Origin of the sequence: Janthinobacterium sp. 35 (assembly GCF_002754575.1) — a bacterium.
Lineage (GTDB): Bacteria > Pseudomonadota > Gammaproteobacteria > Burkholderiales > Burkholderiaceae_D > Janthinobacterium > Janthinobacterium tructae.
The window spans coordinates 755,886-772,518 of the sequence record NZ_PEFN01000001.1; the positions used below are offsets into that span (position 1 = coordinate 755,886).

Consider the following 16,633-nt stretch of genomic DNA (forward strand, 5'->3'; position numbering starts at 1 on the left):
CCTCAATCACCCCCCTAAGCCCGGCTACAGCCGGGGTCGGACCCTGAGGGTCTGAGGTGTCCCGGTTTTAATGGAGAGTCACTCCCTCGCGGTGCGGGGGATTTTTAATCGATGCGTAATGCACCTCAACCTCGATTGGGGTGCGGTATTTCAAGCTTTGATGCAAGCGCATCCGATTGTAATACACCTCGATGTAATCGACGATAGCAGCCTTGGCCTCTTCGCGTGTGGCATACGTCGTATTGTGCGTGATTTCGTTTTTCAGCTGCGAGAAGAAGCTCTCGGCCACGGCGTTATCGTGGCAGTTACCACGCCGGCTCATGCTGGGCCGCAACTGATGTTCCTGCAGCACGCTGCGATAGGCCGCCGATCCGTACACACTGCCCTGATCGGTATGACAGATCAGATTGGCAGGCGGCTTGCGCTGCGCAATGGCCATCCTCAAGGCCGCGATGGGTAGCATGGCAGGCTGCGACGTATCCATCGACCATCCCACCACCCGGCGTGCAAACAGGTCGAGCACGATGGCCAGATGCAGCCATCCTTCACGCGTACGTATCGACGTGATATCGCCCACCCAGGCCGTATTGGGCGCGGCAACATTGAACTTCCGTTGCAACAAATCAGGCGCTGGAGGCTCGGTGTGTTGATGTGTCTGCATGACACGAAAGCGCTGCCGGCGCATCGACGTAATGCCATCGAGCTTGCGCAGGCGTGCCACGCGGTGCTTGCCGCAGATGATTCCCTGCGCATGCAACAGCCGCCAGGTCTTGACCGCGCCCGGCGCACAGCGATGTTCTGCATGGAGGCGCTTGATGTCCTCGCGCAGCGCCAGATCGACAGTGTCATGCAAGCTGGGCAACCGTTTCGCGGCCGCATAATAACTGCTGGGACTGACCTGCAGTACCCGGCACATCGCGGCGAGCCGAAACTCGGCTTGGTGCGCGGTAATGAAAGCGTACTTGTGCTTTAACGCCGCGTTAAGTACGCATCGAGCTTTTTTAAGATGGCGTTCTCCTCCAGCGAAGCCTGCAGTGCACGCTTTAAACGGACATTCTCTTTGGCCAGATCCGTGGTCGAGACAGGCGTTACCACTTTCGGCGCCGGCAGTTCGCCAGCTTGCTTGAGCGCGGCAGCCCACTTGTACAGCTGATTGCGGCGGATGCCCAGTTCCAGCGCCAAGGCGGCCGGGCTGCAGCCAGGTTCCTGCATGCGCTCTACAGCAGTGAGTTTGAACTGCCTGGAGAAAACGGTGCGTTCCCGCCGCACTTGCGTAGCGGGAACAGCGTCTGATACGGCAAGCGATGGCTTCTTGGTCATGATGGATTCCTTTGGATGTCACTATTTTCTCAAATTAGTGACCCTCCATCAAATCCGGGCTAGCTCAGTCCGACCCCAGTGGTGCGCGGGTTACCCATAAAAAAACCGGCTCGCGCCGGTTTTTCAAGTCAAACAGCCGTTCTCAACGGAACTTGCTTTTATGTCCCGTCTTCAGATCCAGCGCATAACGCACGCCGTTGTCCGTCAGCATGACTTCATCGGGCGGCTCTTCGCCGGCCAGGGCGCCGTCGATCAGGGGCAAGCCTTCGCCCTTGCGCATCAGGTCGTCGCAGCGCTCGTACACGTTGACGCAGCCGGTGGACGCCATCAGCGATTGCACGATGGCCACTTTCCACGCGTCGACGCCACCGGCGTTGAATTCGCAGATCAGATAGCCTTGCACGCCGCCAAACAGCTGCACCACCAGACCGGGCAAGCCCTCGTCTTCACCCTTGATCAGGGTCAGCAGCTGGTTCTCGCCAGCCTTCTTGATGGCTGGCAGCTTTTTCTCGATGGCGGCCTTGACCCTGCGCTTGATCAGCGCGTGGTCGACCGGTTCGTCTTCCTTGAAGCTCCAGATGCGCGCGCGGATCTGCGACTTCGAATTGTAGGCGGCGCGGGCGATGAATTGCTTCGAAGAACTCTGCACGATGGCCGTCGAGCCGGGCTTCATTTTTTCCTGCGGCTTGCCTTCGACTTTTTCAATCGCGGACGCGTAAATCCACGATTGGCCCAGCAAGCTCTTTTCCTTGCCCTGTTTGATGGTGATGATCAGCATGTAATTCCAGTAGTGTGAGCGGCGCGTACCGCTCGTCGTATGTCCAATACCGGCATGATACCTCATGCCATCCTGTCGCATCTTCCTGCATTCCATGCCGCCGCTGGCGCAGTCTGTCGCAGGGCGCTGCGCAGGCGTGGCCCGCTGGCATACCATGCAGGCAGTCCAATTCAAAACAGGGAGCAAGAATGACACAGCCACTTTTCCATCCGCGCCATGCCAGCGTCGCTACCGCCCTGCTGCTGGCAGTCTGCGCCCTGGCCATACCGGCCGCGCCGGCGCTGGCGTCGCCGCTCGACTGGATCTCCGGCAACAGCATCCAGGGCAGCGGCAAGCTGCAAAAACAGACGCGCGAAGTGGGCAGCTTCCATGGCGTGGCGCTGAATGTGCCGGGCACGGTCGAGCTGCGTATTGGCAACACGGACAGCGTCACCATCGAGGCCGACGACAATATCCTGCCGCTGATCGACACGGCCGTGGAAAACGGTACTCTGCGCATCCGGCCTGCCAAGCGCAACGCCAACTTCCGCCAGAGCAGCCTGACCATCGTCATCCAGGCGCGCCAGGTGGAGCGCATCAGCGTGGGCGGCTCGGGCAGCATCACGGCAACGGGCTTGCGCGCCGAGAAACTGCGCTTCGACGTGGGCGGTTCCGGCTCCATCGATGCGCGCGACCTCGACAGCCGCGCGGTGGCTGTCGCCATCGGCGGCAGCGGCAACTTCAAGGCCAGCGGCAAGACGGAGCAGCTGACGGCGTCGATCGGCGGCTCGGGCAATATCCAGGCGAGCCGCCTGGCCGCGCGCGAGGTGCAGGTGAGCATCGGCGGCTCGGGCGAGGCGCAAGTATGGGCCAAGGATGACTTGAGCATCAGCATCGGCGGCTCGGGCGAAGTGAGCTACTACGGCGACCCGCGCATCAGCCGCAGCATGCAGCGCTCGAGCAGCATCAAGCGCCTGGGCGCTGCGCCGAATTAAGCGCCCGCAATGACAAAAGCCCGGAGCGATCCGGGCTTTTTGCGTTTCAAACCGTCAACATCAGCGCGCCGGCTTCACCGGTTCGCGCTCGATCAAGACCGTGTTGACGCTGTCGGTCAGCCAGATCTGGCCATCCTGGATCGTGCATTGCAGCTGCATGTTGCGCTGCGCCAGCTTGCTCATGTCTTGCGCCGCGTCGGATGGCAGGTTGATTACGGTCAAGTTCTTCGCCCGTTCCAGCTTGTTGGCGATCTGCTTCCACCAGATGTGGCTGGTTGCGCCATAGCTATAGACGATGACCTGTTCCGAACGCCCGCAGGCCTTCAGGATGCGCTTTTCGTCGGGCTGGCCCACTTCGATCCACAACTGGATGGCGCCTGTCAGGTCTTTCTGCCACAGGTCGGGCTCTTCCGTGTCGAACAAACCCTTGGTGAAGGTCAGCGCCTCGTCGGCGTGGATGGCGAACGCCAGCAGGCGCACCATCATGCGCTCATCCGTTTCGGACGGGTGGCGCGCCAGGGTCAGCGCGTGATCCTGGTAGTAATTGCGGTCCATGTCGGCGATCTGCAGATCGGCTTTGAAAATTGTTGCTTTAAGGGCCATCGTATTTCTGTCTCGGTAATGTGAATAGTGAAGTCGGTATCAGCGGAAAACCACGGTCTTGTCGCCATTTTTCAGGATGCGGTGCTCGACGAACCATTTCACGGCGCGCGCCAGCACCACGCACTCGACGTCGCGGCCGATGGCCGTCAGGGTCTCGGCATCCATCGCATGGTCGACGCGCTCGACATCCTGCTCGATGATCGGGCCTTCATCGAGGTCGCCCGTGACGAAATGGGCCGTCGCACCGATCAGCTTGACGCCGCGGTGGTGCGCCTGCGCATACGGCTTGGCGCCCTTGAAGCTGGGCAGGAAGGAATGGTGAATATTGATGGCGCGGCCATCGAGCGCCTGGCACAGGCCGGGCGAGAGGATTTGCATGTAGCGCGCCAGCACCACCAGGTCGATCTTGTGCGTGTCCATCAAGTCGATGATCTTCGCTTCCTGCGCCAGCTTGGCCGCTTCCGGCGCGCCGGCCGCCAACGGCAGGTGGTGGAAGGGAATATTGTAGCTGGCCGCCAGCTGGTAGAACTCCATGTGGTTCGAGACGATGGCGGGGATTTCCACGTTCAGCAAGCCGCTCTTGTAGCGGAACAGCAAATCGTTCAGGCAATGGCCGATCTTCGACACCATCAGCATGACGCGCGGCTTGACGCGCGCATCGTGCAATTGGCCATGGAATTGGCCATTGAGCTGCATGACCTGCGACAACTCGGCGAAGTCGCTGCGCAACTGGGCGTCGCTGACGGCGCCGTCTTCCAGCGCGAAATGCACGCGCATGAAGAACAGCTGGGATTCCTGGTCGCCGAACTGGGCGGAATCGAGGATGTTGCAGCCGTGTTCGGCCAGGAAGCCGGACACGCGGTGCACGATGCCGCGCTGGTCCAGGCAGGACAGGGTCAGGATGTATTCGGGATGCGTCATGGTCGCGGAATAAGGCAAAAAAGGTGGGCTATGCTCGGCTCAGCCACGCGCGCCGGCCATCGGCTGCGCTGCCGCGAGCCGGCTATTGTCGCACGGCCGGGCTTGTAAACCTGCATTTTCCACACAAGCAGCATGGCTGCCCGCAGCGGCAAGCTGATTGACGTTCCTTTGATCTGGCACAAAGTCATCGCTTTTTTCAGGCGACCAGGCACCATTCTCGCGCAAAACCGGCAGCTGGCGTGGAACCTGGCACGCCGTCCGGCGTCTATCTCTTTGCTTGTTTCAGCACACGTCGCATCCGGCACACCGGGTGTTTCTCGGACCAGATTTTCATTGAGGTAGAACATGTTCACCAACAGTATCCCCCCCAGTCTCAGCCCCGCCCTGAAGTCCCACCTGGAGGCCCAGTGCAATTTCGCCACAGAACTATCGCGCAAGCTGTTCGATACGGCGCAGCAACTGAGCGTGCTGCATCTGCGGCTGGCGCAAGACTTGCTGCAGGAATGGAGCAACGCCAGCCAGCAACTGCTGTCTGCGCGCGACACGGGCGAGTTCATGTCGCTGGCCGCCGCCCAGTTGCAGCCGGGCAGCGACAAGCTGCGCCAGTACCAGCAGCAACTCGGCAACCTGGTCGCCAACGCCAATGTCGAGATGAACCGCACGGCAGAGAACCACCTGCCCGAAGCGAGCCGCACGGCCGTGGCCTTCGCCGACGAAGTGGTGCGCAAGACGGCCGAAGAAACGGAAAAAGCCACGCAGCGCCAGCGTGACATGATCGAAAAAATGCATGCCTCGGGCCACCGCGATGGCGCGGGTCACGGCCGCGAGACCGGCAGGCAATCCGATCAGGCGCATTGAACAGTGACCCCACCCGACAGCAAGGAGAGCGACATGGCTAACAGTAATGAGCAGGGCAAAGGTGCTGGCAGCAGCCAGAAAGCCGGCGAACCGGGCAGCAGCAAAGGCACGAGCAAGCGCGGCTTTGCCGCCATGAACGAGGAGCAGCAACGCGAAATCGCCAGCAAGGGCGGTCAGGCAGCCCATCAAAAGGGCACGGCGCATGAATTCGACTCGGAAGAAGCACGCCGGGCCGGGCAGAAAGGCGGTGAAGCCGTCAGCCGCAACCGCGAACACATGGCGGAAATCGGCCGCAAGGGCGGCGAAAGCCGGCAATCGGCCCAGCGCGCCAATGAAAGCCGCGGCAGCACGGCGGCACGCGGCGGCAGCGCCGAGCAACAGTCGAAGGCTAGCCGGCAGGGCAACAAGGACGGAGACGACAAGGGCTGACCTGGCTGGCCTGGCACGCGGCTTGACGACGGCACGGGGCGGCCCTGGCAGCCCCGTGCCGGGGCAGGGGCAGCGCGGGGCGCGGCGGTATGGTACATTCTCGCCTTACTGACACATTCGCGCCCCGCCCCGCCCTTCCCCGCATGCAGCCATCCCTGAAATACCTGAGCGCCTATTCCGAACAAACGCAAGCGCAAGTGCAACAACTGATCGCGCAGGACAAGCTGGGCGAAGTGCTGTTAAAACGCTACCCGAATGCGCATGATGTGCGCAACGACAAGGCGTTGTACCAGTACGTGCAAGACTTGAAGAATGAATTCCTGCGCAATGCCGAGCCCATCAACAAAGTGGCGTTCGACAGCAAGATCCACGTGATCCAGCATGCGCTGGGCTTGCATACCTCGATCTCGCGCGTGCAGGGCGGCAAGCTCAAGGCCAAACATGAAATCCGCGTGGCCACCATGTTCAAGGAAGTGCCGCTGGAATTCCTGCGCATGATCGCCGTGCACGAACTGGCGCATGTAAAAGAAAAGCAACATGACAAGCCGTTCTACAAGTTGTGCACGTATATGGAACCGCAATACCACCAGTACGAATTCGACGTGCGCCTGTACCTGACCCAGCTCGACCTGTCGGGCCAGCGCCTCTGGTCGTGACGCGCGGCGCTCAAGCACTTTCCAGGGCCTAGGGCGCGCATTCCTTCAGGCGTTGCAGCAGCGCGGCGGGATCGGCGTCGGCATTGAGGAAGGCTGCGTGCTGTGGGCGGATGAAGCCCTGTTCCTTGCCGTTATCCACGAACGCCAGCAAGCCATCATAGAAACGGTCGACATTGAGCAAGCCAATGGGCTTGGCGTGCAAGCCCAGCTGGGCCCACGTGAGCATCTCGAACAGCTCTTCCAGGGTGCCATAGCCGCCGGGCATGGCGATGAAGGCGTCGGACAGGCTGGCCATCATTGCCTTGCGCTCGTGCATGTCCTTCACGATGAACTGGCGCGTCAAGCCCATGTGGCCCACTTCGCGTTCAACCAGCTGGGTGGGAATCACGCCCGTCACCTCGCCGCCCAGGCGCAGCACTTCATCGGCGATCACGCCCATCAGGCCGACCTTGCCGCCGCCATACACCAGTGAAATATTTTCCGCCACCAGCACGCGCGCCAGTTCGCGCGCCGCCACCGCATAGTCGGGCGAGACGCCCGCGTTGGCGCCACAGTACACACATAAAGCCTTGATCACAGTAGTCCCTAGTCTTTCAATTCATCGATCGCCGCCTCGACCTCGAGGCGTTCCTTGGCGTCCAGTGCCACGCACTCGGCCGCCTTTTCATACAGGGCCAGCGCTTCCGCCAGCTTTTTCTTTCCGTCAAGCATGTTCAAGGCGCGCGCATACTCGCTGTGCGCCAGCGCCGAATACGGCGTCAGGGCCAGCGCCGTCTTGAAGTGCTGATAGCCATCTTCCTTGTTGGCGCCATAGGTCAGGCTGCCGATCATGGCGCCGACCTTGTCGATAATTTCCGTATGATAAATCCCGAACGCAATATGCGCTTCCGCATGCATGGGCGCTACAGTCATCGTGCGGTCCAGGCTGTTGCGCACGCGCGCGCCCATGCCCTGCGCCAGGGCCTTGACGACGGAGGTGCCCAGCGCGTAGCGGCCCAGGCTATAGGCATGCCAGTAGTAGCCGGCCGGGTTGTCCGGCTGTTCGCTCTGCTGGCGCTCGCAGCGCTCCGCCACTTCTTCGTACATGTCGAGTTTCTGGCGGTCCTCCACTTCCAGGTGCGTGGCATAGATGCAGGTCGCCTTGTGCGCCACCGCATAGCCGGGCACGCCGACGGCCAGGCCCAGCTTCACGGCGCGTTCGAAGTCGCCCGCGTGGAAGGCCAGCCAGGCTTGCACCAGCGCCGGATGCGTGGGAAACGGTTCCACATCGCCCGCATGCAGGCGCGCCCAGGCCGCTTCCAGGGTTTGCGGCGTGTAGACATAGGCTGCGTCCGGATAGGGGAATTGTTTCCAAGCCATATATCTCTCCTGTAAATGACGACGTGACGCCAGCAACCGCGTCAGTCGTTCTTGAGTTTGGTCACATACTCTTCCGACAGTTTGCGAAACAGCAAATGCGTTTCATTGCGTAAATACGGGCCGATCAGGGACAACACCTGGTAGCAGCCGCGTGCCAGCGCATCGGACATCGATTGCTGCTCGCTGTACTTGCGCGGGTTGCGCACATATTCGTACGACAGCCAGTAGGTGGCGACGACCACCATATTCGTCGCCATGGCAGCGACTTCCATGTCCGACGCTTCCAAAGACTGTTCGCTGCGCAAATCTTCGCACAGCTGCGTGGCCACCTTGATCTTGTGCGCCAGGATCAGCTTGAAGTGCAGTTCCAGCTTGCGGTTGCGCGACAGCAAATCATTGAGGTCGCGATAGAAAAAACGGTAGCGCCAGATCAGTTCGAACATCAGGTGCAAATACAGCCAGACATCCTCGATATTCGAACGGCGCCCGTCAGGCACGGTCAGGATGCGTTCGATTTCCGCCTCGAACTGGACGAAGATCGAGTTGACGATGTCATCCTTGTTACGGAAGTGGTAATACAGGTTTCCCGGCGAAATATTCATCTCTTCCGCAATCACGGTCGTCGTGATATTCGGCTCACCAAACTCATTGAACAGGCGCAGCGACAACTCCAGGATGCGTTCGCGGGTACGGCGTGGTGCTTTTTGTAGCATGGCGGGCAATCTCTCTGTGTTCTGCCTCAAGCATACCACCTAAGATAGCCGCAATGAAACACTGCGCCCCACGGCGCAGGTGAAAAACGCAGGCAAAAAAAAGCCTGCGCGAGCAGGCTGGAGGAATGCTGCGCCAACTCAGGCCGGCGCTGCTTTTTTCTTCGCCGCCACTCTCGCGGCGGGTTTGCTCACCGCTTTGCTCACTGGATTGCTCACTGGCTTGCTCACCGGCCTGGCTGCGGCGCGCGGTGCGGCCCTGGTCGCCGGCTTGGCCGGGGCCTTGTCGACGGCCGACTTCGGTGCCGCCGTCGGCGCGGCTTTCGCTACGCTGCTCGGCGCCGCTTTCACGGCGGGCTTGGCCACCGCCTTCGGCTTGGGCGCCGGCGCGGCCTTGCCCGACAGCGCTGCCACCTGCAAGCTCAAGGCATCGATCTTGGCATGCAACGCGGCGATATCGTTTTGCATCGGCACGCCGATGGTGGCCAGGGCACGCGCCACGCGCTCTTCAAATACCTGTTCCAGCTTGTCCCAGGAGCCGCTGGCCTGCTTGCCCACGCCATCGGCCAGTTTGCTGACGCTGTCGCCGACATCGGCCACCTTGTCTTCGGCGCGCTTCTGGAATTCCGTGCCTTCCTTGACCAGCTTGGAAAACACGCGCCCGCCCTCTTCCTGCGCCTTGGCGAAGGCACCGAGGCCCGCTTGCCAGATCTGCTGCGCGGACGAGCGCACGGCGCTCGCCAATTCCTTGTCTTCCGTCAATTCCTTCAATTTCTTCACCATCGCCCGCTCCCGTCATATGAAAGGCCATGCCACTTCATGGATGCTTTTATTCTAGAGAGCAAAACTAGAGACGGGAGTCTAATTCGATACAAAGCTGCGTCTGAACGTGCGCCAGCACACGCAGTGGCAAGCGTCTAGGCGGCCGCTTTCACCGGGCCATGCAGCAGCTTGTGCAGGCGGAAGCCTTCGCGGATGTTCTCGCGCAGCACGGCGCCTTTCCAAGGCTTGGTATAGAAGCGGTCGACGGCGCCACGGTTGATGGCCGCCATGATGGGCGTCAGGTCGGCAAAAGCCGACAGCATGATGCGAAAAGTATCGGGGCACAGGTGCTTGACCCGCTCCATGAATTCGGTGCCGCTCATGAGCGGCATGCACTGGTCGCACAGGATCACCTGCACCTTGTGGCGCGCCAGGATGTCGAAGCCCTCGGCGGCCGTTTGCGCCGTCAGGATGCGGTAGCCATCCTGCGCCAGGAAGTCGCTGAGCACGTCGAGCATGAAGACATCGTCGTCGACGATCAGCAAGGTTTGCTGCTCTTCGCTGCCCGCGTCCTGCGGCGCCTGCAGCAGCTTGCCCGCCATCAGCATCTGCTCGAATTCTTCCTGTGGCACGGGGCGGCTGAAATAATAGCCCTGCATCTCGTCGCAGCCGTGGCGCCGCAAATAAGCCAGCTGCGCATCGTTTTCCACGCCTTCGGCGATCACTTCCAGCTTCATGCTGTGCGCCATGCTGATGATGGCCAGCACGATGGCCGCGTCGTCCGGATTGCTGGTCACTTCGCGCACGAAGGCGATGTCGATCTTCAGCTTGTCGATGGGGAAGCGCTTCAGGTAGGCCAGGCTGGAATAACCGGTGCCGAAATCGTCGATGGAAATCTGGATACCCAGCGCCTTCAGGTTGCGCAGCACGGCGATGGTTTCCTCGGCATTCGACATCAGCGAGCTTTCCGTCAGCTCCAGTTCCAGCAGGTCGGGCGCGATATCGTGCTTGCTGATCGCCTTGAGCACCTCTTCTTCCAGGCCGCCGACAAAAAACTGGATGCCCGAGACATTCACCGACAGGTGCACGGGGCCAATGCTGCTGGCGCCCCATTCGCTGATCTTCTTGCAGGCCTCGTCCAGCACCCAGTTACCGACGCGCACGATCAGCCCCGTTTCTTCCAGCAAGGGGATGAACAGGGCCGGCGAAACCATGCCGTGGCCGGGGCGGCGCCAGCGTATCAGCGCCTCGGCGCCGCTGATGCGCCCCGAGATGATATTCACCTTGGGCTGGAAGAACAGCACGAATTCCTCGTTGTCGATGGCACGCCGCAGGGCATTTTCCATGTCCAGCCGCGCCATCGATTGCGCGTTCATTTCCGCCGTGAAGAAGCGGAAGGCGTCGCGCCCGGCCTCCTTGGCGCGGTACATGGCCGTGTCGGCATACTGAATCAGGGTGTCCGCATCGACGCCGTCTTCGGGGAACACGGAAATGCCGATGCTGACCGTCACCGTTACTTCGTGGCCCTGCAAGTCGAAGGGCTTGCGCATCGCTTCGCGGATCTTCTCGACCACGCCCACGGCATGCTGGACGCCTTCCGGCAGCACCAGGATGGTGGCAAATTCATCGCCGCCAAAGCGGCCGATGGTATCGCGCACGCGCAGGCAATCGACCAGGCGGCTGGAAAACTGGCGCAGCAGGTCGTCGCCGATGGTGTGGCCCAGGGTGTCGTTGATATTTTTGAAGCGGTCGATATCCATGAACAGCACGGCCACGGCCCACTGGTGTTCGGCCGCCTGGGACAGCGAATGGGTCAGCGCGGCGTAAAACTGGCTGCGGTTCGGCAAGCCCGTCAAGGTATCGAAATGGGCCAGCTTCATCAGGCGCTGCTCGGCATCCTTGCGCTCGGTGATGTCGCGCGCCACGGCCACCAGAATCCAGCTCTGCCCCGAGCGCAGGGTACGCCGCTGCACTTCCACCGACAGCGGCGAGCCATCCTTGCGCTGCAGCTGCAATTCCGTCATCGGGCCGCCCTGGTCGCCGGCCAGCAGCTTGTTGTACAGCTCTTCCAGCTGGGTCTCGCCCTCGTTCGTGCGACCCGGCCCCACGCGCAGGAAATCCTCGCGCTCAAAGCCCAGCATGCGGCAGGCAGTCTGGTTGACGTCGACGAAGCACATGCCGGCGCGGTCGACGAGAAAAATCGCGTCGGCCGTGGCATCCATCGCCAGGCGGAAGCGGCGCAAGTCTTCATCGAGACGGATGCGCGCCGCCATGTCCAGGGTCAGCTGCTCGTGGTGGCGCTTGATCTCGTCGTACAGCAGCAGGTTGTCGTAGGCGACGGCGATCTGCGCCGCCACCGTGGCGGCGACCCGTTCGTCGACTTCGGAAAATTCATTCGCCCCAAGCTTGTCGACCAGGTACAGCCAGCCGTGGCTGCGCTCGCGCGAAGCGATGGCAACGCCCAGGAAGGAATGCACGGGCGGGTGCGTGTCGGGCAGGCCCAGCGCGCCGGGGTCGCCCTTCAAGCCATTGACACGGTAGGGCTGGCGCTGTTCCAGCAAGCGGTTCAGGATGCCCGTGCGCGGCGCGCTGGCAATGCGCTCGAGGTCTTTCTCGGTGCCGCACGAAGAAAAATAACTGAGTTTCTCGGCGCCCTCTTCCAGCACGCCGATGCAGGCATACCTGGAGACGCAGATATTCTGCGCCACCTTGCAGCCCGCCTCGATCAAGGCGCGCGGATCGCGTTCGGCGCCCAGTTCAATGCCCAGCTCGATCAGGGCCGTCAGGCGCAGGCTCACCGCCTGCAGGCTCGACAGAGAGCGCGACAGGCGCTCCGTCATGATGCCCAGGTCTTCGGGCATGGCGGCATGGCTTTCGCGCAGGCTGACCAGCTGCGAAATCTGCTGGCTGCTGGACTCGACTTCGTCGAGGTAGCCGCTGACCTGGTGATCGATGCCGGCCAGCTTGCCAGTGGCGGGACGCGCCGCAGCACCGCCCGGCACAATGGGCGCCTGGGCGGCCGCCGGCATCAGTCCCAGCGCCTCGTTGACCGTGCGCACGATGACTTCAGGATCGGACGGCTTGGGCAACACCCAGCGCACGCCGCACGCCTGCGCCAGCAAGATCGCTTCCTGCTCGCGGTAGGTGGCCGTATAAAAAATGATGGGCACGGCGGTCAGCGCGGGATCGGCATGCACGCGCGTGACGAATTCGTAGCCGTCCATGTTCGGCATGAGGATGTCGGAGATGATCAGGTCCGGCCGCTCGGTGCGCAATATTTCCAGCGCGTCGGCACCATTCGCCGCCTCCAGCAGGCGGTGGCCGCCGTAGCCCAGCAGTGCGGTCAGGAATTCGCGGTTCAGCACATGATCGTCGACGATCAAGATGGTCGCTATGTCGTTTTTAACTGGCGTCGACGGCGCCCCGGGTAAAAAAGATTCCAGCTCCGCCACGAACAGGTCCGGCTCGATCGGCTTGCCGATATAGCCATTGAAACCCGCTTCGAGCAGGCGTTCGCGGTCACCCACCATGGCCAGCGCCGTCACGGCCAGGGCCGGGATCTTGCGCAGCAGCGGGTCTTTCTTCAGCTCGGCCACCACGCCATAGCCATCGAGCTTGGGCAAATGCACGTCGCAGATGATCAAGTCCGGCAATTCGCTGCGCGCCATGCGCACGCCCTCTTCGCCGTCATAGGCGGCCAGCGGCGTGTACCCGAAGGCACGTAACAGGTACACCATCAATTCCATATTGGTGGCGTTATCTTCGATAATCAGGATACGTGCGGACAATTAGCACCCCCATGAAAACTGCATAGTCTCATTTTTTGCCTGCACCGATTTTTCCGCTTGCGCGGCAACATGCTGATCCTACAACATCCTGCCATGCATCCCCGCAAATATCTCGCATGCGGCTCGCTGTGGCGCGGCGCATACGGCCTCGACAATCATTGCTGGCCGTCACCTTCGTGGTGCTAGCTTAATACAGTACGCCTGTGGAAAACAGCATTTTCTGTGCCTGTCCCTGTTAAACCCGGGCAACAGCAGAGTCAAAAGAGACAGTCTTGCCATGCTGATAAAACACAACAGAATTCACGAAAAATGCGGGCTGGACGGGGCTTCGGCGACTTCGTACTTGATAGCGATTTCCGCAAACAGCTGGCGCAGCACGCGCGCATCGCTGGCCAGCGCCACATGGCCGATGCCGCCGAAGGCCAGATTGCGCGCGCCGGGCAAGTGTGCGGAAGTTTGCGGCACGACAATATTATCGTGATGCGAGTACATCGATGTGATCAGGGCGCGCGTTGCCGGTGCCTCGCTGGCGGCCAGCTGCGCCAGCCAGCCGCTCGGTGCGCCATCGATACGGCTCATCTGGCGCGCATTCGCGCCCGCCGCCAGGTTGGCCAGCGCCGTGCCGTGGTGCGGCGTGCCGATGGTGATGATGCGCGCCACGCGGGCCGCGCCGTAATGGCGCAGCCAGGCACGCGCCACCAGGCCACCCATGCTGTGGGCGACGAGCATCACGCGGTCGCTGCCCGTGCGAGTACACAGCTCGGTGATGGCTTGCTCGACCTGCGGCACGAACGCCTCGATGTCGCCGTTGATCGGTTCCAGGTCGATCGCCTTGTGCACGATGCCCGCCTGCGCCAGCTGCCGGCTCAGCTTTGTCCAATAGCCGCGGTTGCACACATAGCCGTGCACCAGCAGCACCGGCAAGCCCTGGCCAGCCGTGATGCAATCGGCCGCATGCAGACGCGGACGCAGCATGCCCCACGACGAGGTCCACAAGGTGGCGCACAGTTCGCCGAAAAACAGACGCGCGGCACCCATGGCGCCCAGCCGGTATTCAAGCGGTACCGGGCTGCCCAGGCGCCGGCTTTCCCAAAAATTGCGCGCCACGATCAGCGCGCGCACGGCCAGCAGCATGGCGACCGCCAGCAGCAGGGCCAGCACCGGCGAGACGACGCCCCACGCCTGCATCGCCAGGTACGCCACGCCCAGCACGGCCAGCACCTGCAGCAGCATCAGCCACTTGAGGATGCGCGCGATCATGCGGCGGCTGGGGCGGCGACAGGCATGGGCACGGGGGCCGGCTTGCCCGTCAGCTGCTGCGCCAGGCTGCTGGCCAGGCGCGCCGCCAGCGCATAGATGCTCAATTGCGGATTGGCGCCGATCGAGGTGGGGAACAGCGAACCGTCGTGCACGGACAGGTTGCGCACGCCGTGATAGCGGCCGTCGGCGCCCGTCACGCCCAGGCGCGCATCGTCCGACATGGCGCAGCCGCCCATCACGTGGGCCGACACCACGCGCGCCAGCAGCGCCTTCATCGGCAAATCGCCGATGGCCTGTTTCGCCTGCGCCCAGCTGGTGTAATGGTGGGCCAGCTCATGTACGGGGTAGACACTTTTCGCGCCGGCGGCGAACTGGATTTCCGCCATCGACAGCAACGCGCGCCGCGCGCCATCCCAGATAAAAGGCGTGAGCGGATAGTCGAGCACGGGCGCGCCGAAGCTGTCGATGGACACGCTGCCGCCCGCCGAGTCGTGGTGAAAGCCGTCGCGCAGCAGCGCCAGCAAACCGTGCGCATGGGGGAATTCGCGCATGGTGCGCGCATGTTCATCGCCGAAGCCGCCCATGGTGGTGGCCATCAGCAGCGGGTGCAAAGGCGGCGCTTCGAGCTTGTAGCCGATGGGGCCATCGATGGGTGCCAGGTGCAGGAAATGGTCGGAATAAATCGTCTGCGGCGCGCCCGCATAGGCATCGACGCGCTGGGGGAACAGGCCGGCCGAGATCAGCGTCGGATGCAAAAAGGTGCGCCGCCCCAGCAAGCCGTGTGGATCGGGCGCCTGCGAGCGCAGCAACAGCGCCGGCGAATTGATGGCGCCGCCTGCCAGCACAAAATGTTTGGCGCGCAGCGTGAGGCGCACGCCCGTCGGCACTTGCCCGGCGGCGTCCAGCGCCGTCACCTGCAAGCTGTCGATGCGCTCGCCCTGGAAGCTGAAACGCTCGGCGCGCGCATGCACGAGCAAGCCCGCGCCCAGCGCCAGCGCCGAGGGGATCGTCGTCACCAGCATCGACTGCTTGGCATTCGTCGGGCAACCCATGCCGCAGTAGCCGAGGTTCCAGCAGCCGTTCACATTGCGCCGGATGGCGGCCGTGGGGATGCCCAGCGCCGTGGCGCCACGGCGTAGCAGATCGTTGTTTTCGTTCGGCGGCACGGCCCAGTCGCTCACGTGCAGACGTTTTTCCATCATGGCGAACCACGGCGCCATGGCGTCCACCGAATAGCCGGACAAGCCAAAGTGCTGGCGCCAGTATTCCAGGGTGCCGGGCGGCGTGCGAAAGCTCGAGGTCCAGTTGACGGTGGTCGAACCGCCCACCGTGCGCCCCTGCAGGATGTTGATGGCCTTGTCGCGCGTCTTGCGCGCGGCCGATTCCTGGTACAGCGCGGGATAAGCGTCCGCTTCGCGCATCTTGAAGTCTTTCGAGGACTTCAAGCCGCCCTCCTCGACGATCAGCACTTTCAGGCCGGCCAGCGCGAGGATTTCCGCCGTCACACCGCCACCGGCGCCGCTGCCGATGACGACGACATCCGCTTCCATGGTGCGGTCGGTGCTCAGGGTGCTGGCGTCGGTGACGTTCCAGCCGGCGGCAATGCCGGCGGCGATGGGATCGGGTATGGGAGATGTGCTCATGGATGCCTTATGCGCTCAGTTCGGGCAGCGGTCCCGGGTAGCCGATGGCGGCCCAGTGGGCGGCATCGGCATACCAGGCGCCGAGGATCAGGTCGTGCAGGGCCAGGTAGGCCGTCTGCAGAGTGGCCAGGCGGTGCGTGCGCCACGACTGCAGGAAGGCGGCCACCTGGGCCGGGTCGGCCTCGGGCCAGCCATCTTTCACGCCGGCGACGAAACGCCGCGCGGGCGCCAGCGCCAGCAGGCCAAACAAATCCTGCACTTCCTGCTGCGCCGCCAGCGGCAAGCCATGAATGGCCGTGTCCACGCCGGCGATGGCGCCGTCGAGGGCCTTGCTGCGCGCATCGCCCCCGTGCGGCAAGGCCTCGCCCAGCATGGCCGGCACGATGGCCGCCAGCGCCGCACGCGCCGCACCATCGAGCACGAAGCGGCCAGGCGCCGCTGGCCCCCGCAGCGCGCGGTACGCGGCGCCGCCGGCGGCCAGCGCGCAGGCGCCCAGCACACCCAGTTTCAGAAACGATCTGCGTTGCAATCCCATGTGTCCCCTTGTTTTGTACGGCCTTTTGCAGGCCAGT

The 16,633-nt window shown here is 62.8% G+C and carries 17 protein-coding genes; 4 read left to right on the forward strand and 13 right to left on the reverse strand.

Annotated elements, in window-relative coordinates; all coding sequences use genetic code 11:
* Positions 1-67: 67 nt before the first annotated feature.
* From CLU93_RS03320 to CLU93_RS03330, 3 genes are all read right to left on the reverse strand, one after another.
* On the reverse strand, positions 68-952 hold the full coding sequence (locus CLU93_RS03320) for an IS3 family transposase (RefSeq protein ID WP_243420400.1): 885 nt from the start codon (positions 950-952) through the stop codon (positions 68-70).
* Between the two features lie 17 nt (positions 953-969).
* The gene (locus CLU93_RS03325; protein ID WP_099759988.1) at positions 970-1,320 is read right to left on the reverse strand and encodes a transposase; all 351 of its coding nucleotides are present in this window, start codon (positions 1,318-1,320) and stop codon (positions 970-972) included.
* A 142-nt stretch (positions 1,321-1,462) separates the two neighbouring features.
* Entirely contained in the window at positions 1,463-2,098 is a 636-nt protein-coding gene (locus CLU93_RS03330) for an SAM-dependent methyltransferase (RefSeq protein ID WP_070224987.1), read from the reverse strand.
* Positions 2,099-2,286: 188 nt separating this feature from the next.
* Between CLU93_RS03330 and CLU93_RS03335 the strand changes: the two genes are divergently transcribed.
* Positions 2,287-3,072, forward strand: a complete 786-nt coding sequence (locus CLU93_RS03335; protein ID WP_099759989.1) for a head GIN domain-containing protein — start codon at positions 2,287-2,289, stop codon at positions 3,070-3,072.
* Positions 3,073-3,132: 60 nt separating this feature from the next.
* Here CLU93_RS03335 and CLU93_RS03340 read toward each other — a convergent pair whose 3' ends face one another.
* On the reverse strand, positions 3,133-3,675 hold the full coding sequence (locus CLU93_RS03340) for a YaeQ family protein (protein ID WP_099759990.1): 543 nt from the start codon (positions 3,673-3,675) through the stop codon (positions 3,133-3,135).
* A 39-nt stretch (positions 3,676-3,714) separates the two neighbouring features.
* Positions 3,715-4,596, reverse strand: a complete 882-nt coding sequence (purU, locus tag CLU93_RS03345; RefSeq protein ID WP_099759991.1) for a formyltetrahydrofolate deformylase — start codon at positions 4,594-4,596, stop codon at positions 3,715-3,717.
* A 345-nt stretch (positions 4,597-4,941) separates the two neighbouring features.
* Here purU and CLU93_RS03350 point away from each other — a divergent pair, with 345 nt between their 5' ends.
* From CLU93_RS03350 to CLU93_RS03360, 3 genes are all read left to right on the forward strand, one after another.
* Positions 4,942-5,454 carry a phasin family protein gene (locus CLU93_RS03350; RefSeq protein WP_099759992.1) on the forward strand — a complete coding sequence of 171 codons (513 nt, stop codon included), beginning with the start codon at positions 4,942-4,944 and terminating at the stop codon, positions 5,452-5,454.
* 33 nt (positions 5,455-5,487) lie between these two features.
* On the forward strand, positions 5,488-5,883 hold the full coding sequence (locus CLU93_RS03355) for a KGG domain-containing protein (protein WP_099759993.1): 396 nt from the start codon (positions 5,488-5,490) through the stop codon (positions 5,881-5,883).
* Positions 5,884-6,026: 143 nt separating this feature from the next.
* Positions 6,027-6,539: a YgjP-like metallopeptidase domain-containing protein gene (locus CLU93_RS03360; RefSeq protein WP_071078582.1), complete on the forward strand. Its 513-nt coding sequence runs from the start codon at positions 6,027-6,029 to the stop codon at positions 6,537-6,539.
* A 28-nt stretch (positions 6,540-6,567) separates the two neighbouring features.
* Here CLU93_RS03360 and CLU93_RS03365 read toward each other — a convergent pair whose 3' ends face one another.
* The 8 genes from CLU93_RS03365 to CLU93_RS03400 form a co-directional block, all read right to left on the reverse strand.
* Entirely contained in the window at positions 6,568-7,113 is a 546-nt protein-coding gene (locus CLU93_RS03365; protein ID WP_165829580.1) for a TIGR00730 family Rossman fold protein, read from the reverse strand.
* 11 nt (positions 7,114-7,124) lie between these two features.
* Positions 7,125-7,898: a hypothetical protein gene (locus CLU93_RS03370; protein ID WP_099759995.1), complete on the reverse strand. Its 774-nt coding sequence runs from the start codon at positions 7,896-7,898 to the stop codon at positions 7,125-7,127.
* A 41-nt stretch (positions 7,899-7,939) separates the two neighbouring features.
* Positions 7,940-8,611 carry a TetR/AcrR family transcriptional regulator gene (locus CLU93_RS03375; protein ID WP_034758777.1) on the reverse strand — a complete coding sequence of 224 codons (672 nt, stop codon included), beginning with the start codon at positions 8,609-8,611 and terminating at the stop codon, positions 7,940-7,942.
* Positions 8,612-8,749: 138 nt separating this feature from the next.
* Positions 8,750-9,391 carry a phasin family protein gene (locus tag CLU93_RS03380; protein WP_099759996.1) on the reverse strand — a complete coding sequence of 214 codons (642 nt, stop codon included), beginning with the start codon at positions 9,389-9,391 and terminating at the stop codon, positions 8,750-8,752.
* A 134-nt stretch (positions 9,392-9,525) separates the two neighbouring features.
* Positions 9,526-13,158, reverse strand: coding sequence for an EAL domain-containing protein (locus CLU93_RS03385; RefSeq protein ID WP_099759997.1), 3,633 nt, complete (start codon positions 13,156-13,158; stop codon positions 9,526-9,528).
* Positions 13,159-13,458: 300 nt separating this feature from the next.
* Complete coding sequence (locus CLU93_RS03390; protein ID WP_099759998.1) at positions 13,459-14,418, reverse strand: esterase/lipase family protein; 960 nt, start codon at positions 14,416-14,418, stop codon at positions 13,459-13,461.
* Positions 14,415-16,061 carry a GMC family oxidoreductase gene (locus CLU93_RS03395; RefSeq protein ID WP_099759999.1) on the reverse strand — a complete coding sequence of 549 codons (1,647 nt, stop codon included), beginning with the start codon at positions 16,059-16,061 and terminating at the stop codon, positions 14,415-14,417. The genes CLU93_RS03390 and CLU93_RS03395 overlap by 4 nt, the downstream gene beginning before the upstream one ends.
* Before the next feature lie 7 nt (positions 16,062-16,068).
* Positions 16,069-16,596 carry a hypothetical protein gene (locus CLU93_RS03400; protein ID WP_099760000.1) on the reverse strand — a complete coding sequence of 176 codons (528 nt, stop codon included), beginning with the start codon at positions 16,594-16,596 and terminating at the stop codon, positions 16,069-16,071.
* Between the last annotated feature and the right edge of the window lie 37 nt (positions 16,597-16,633).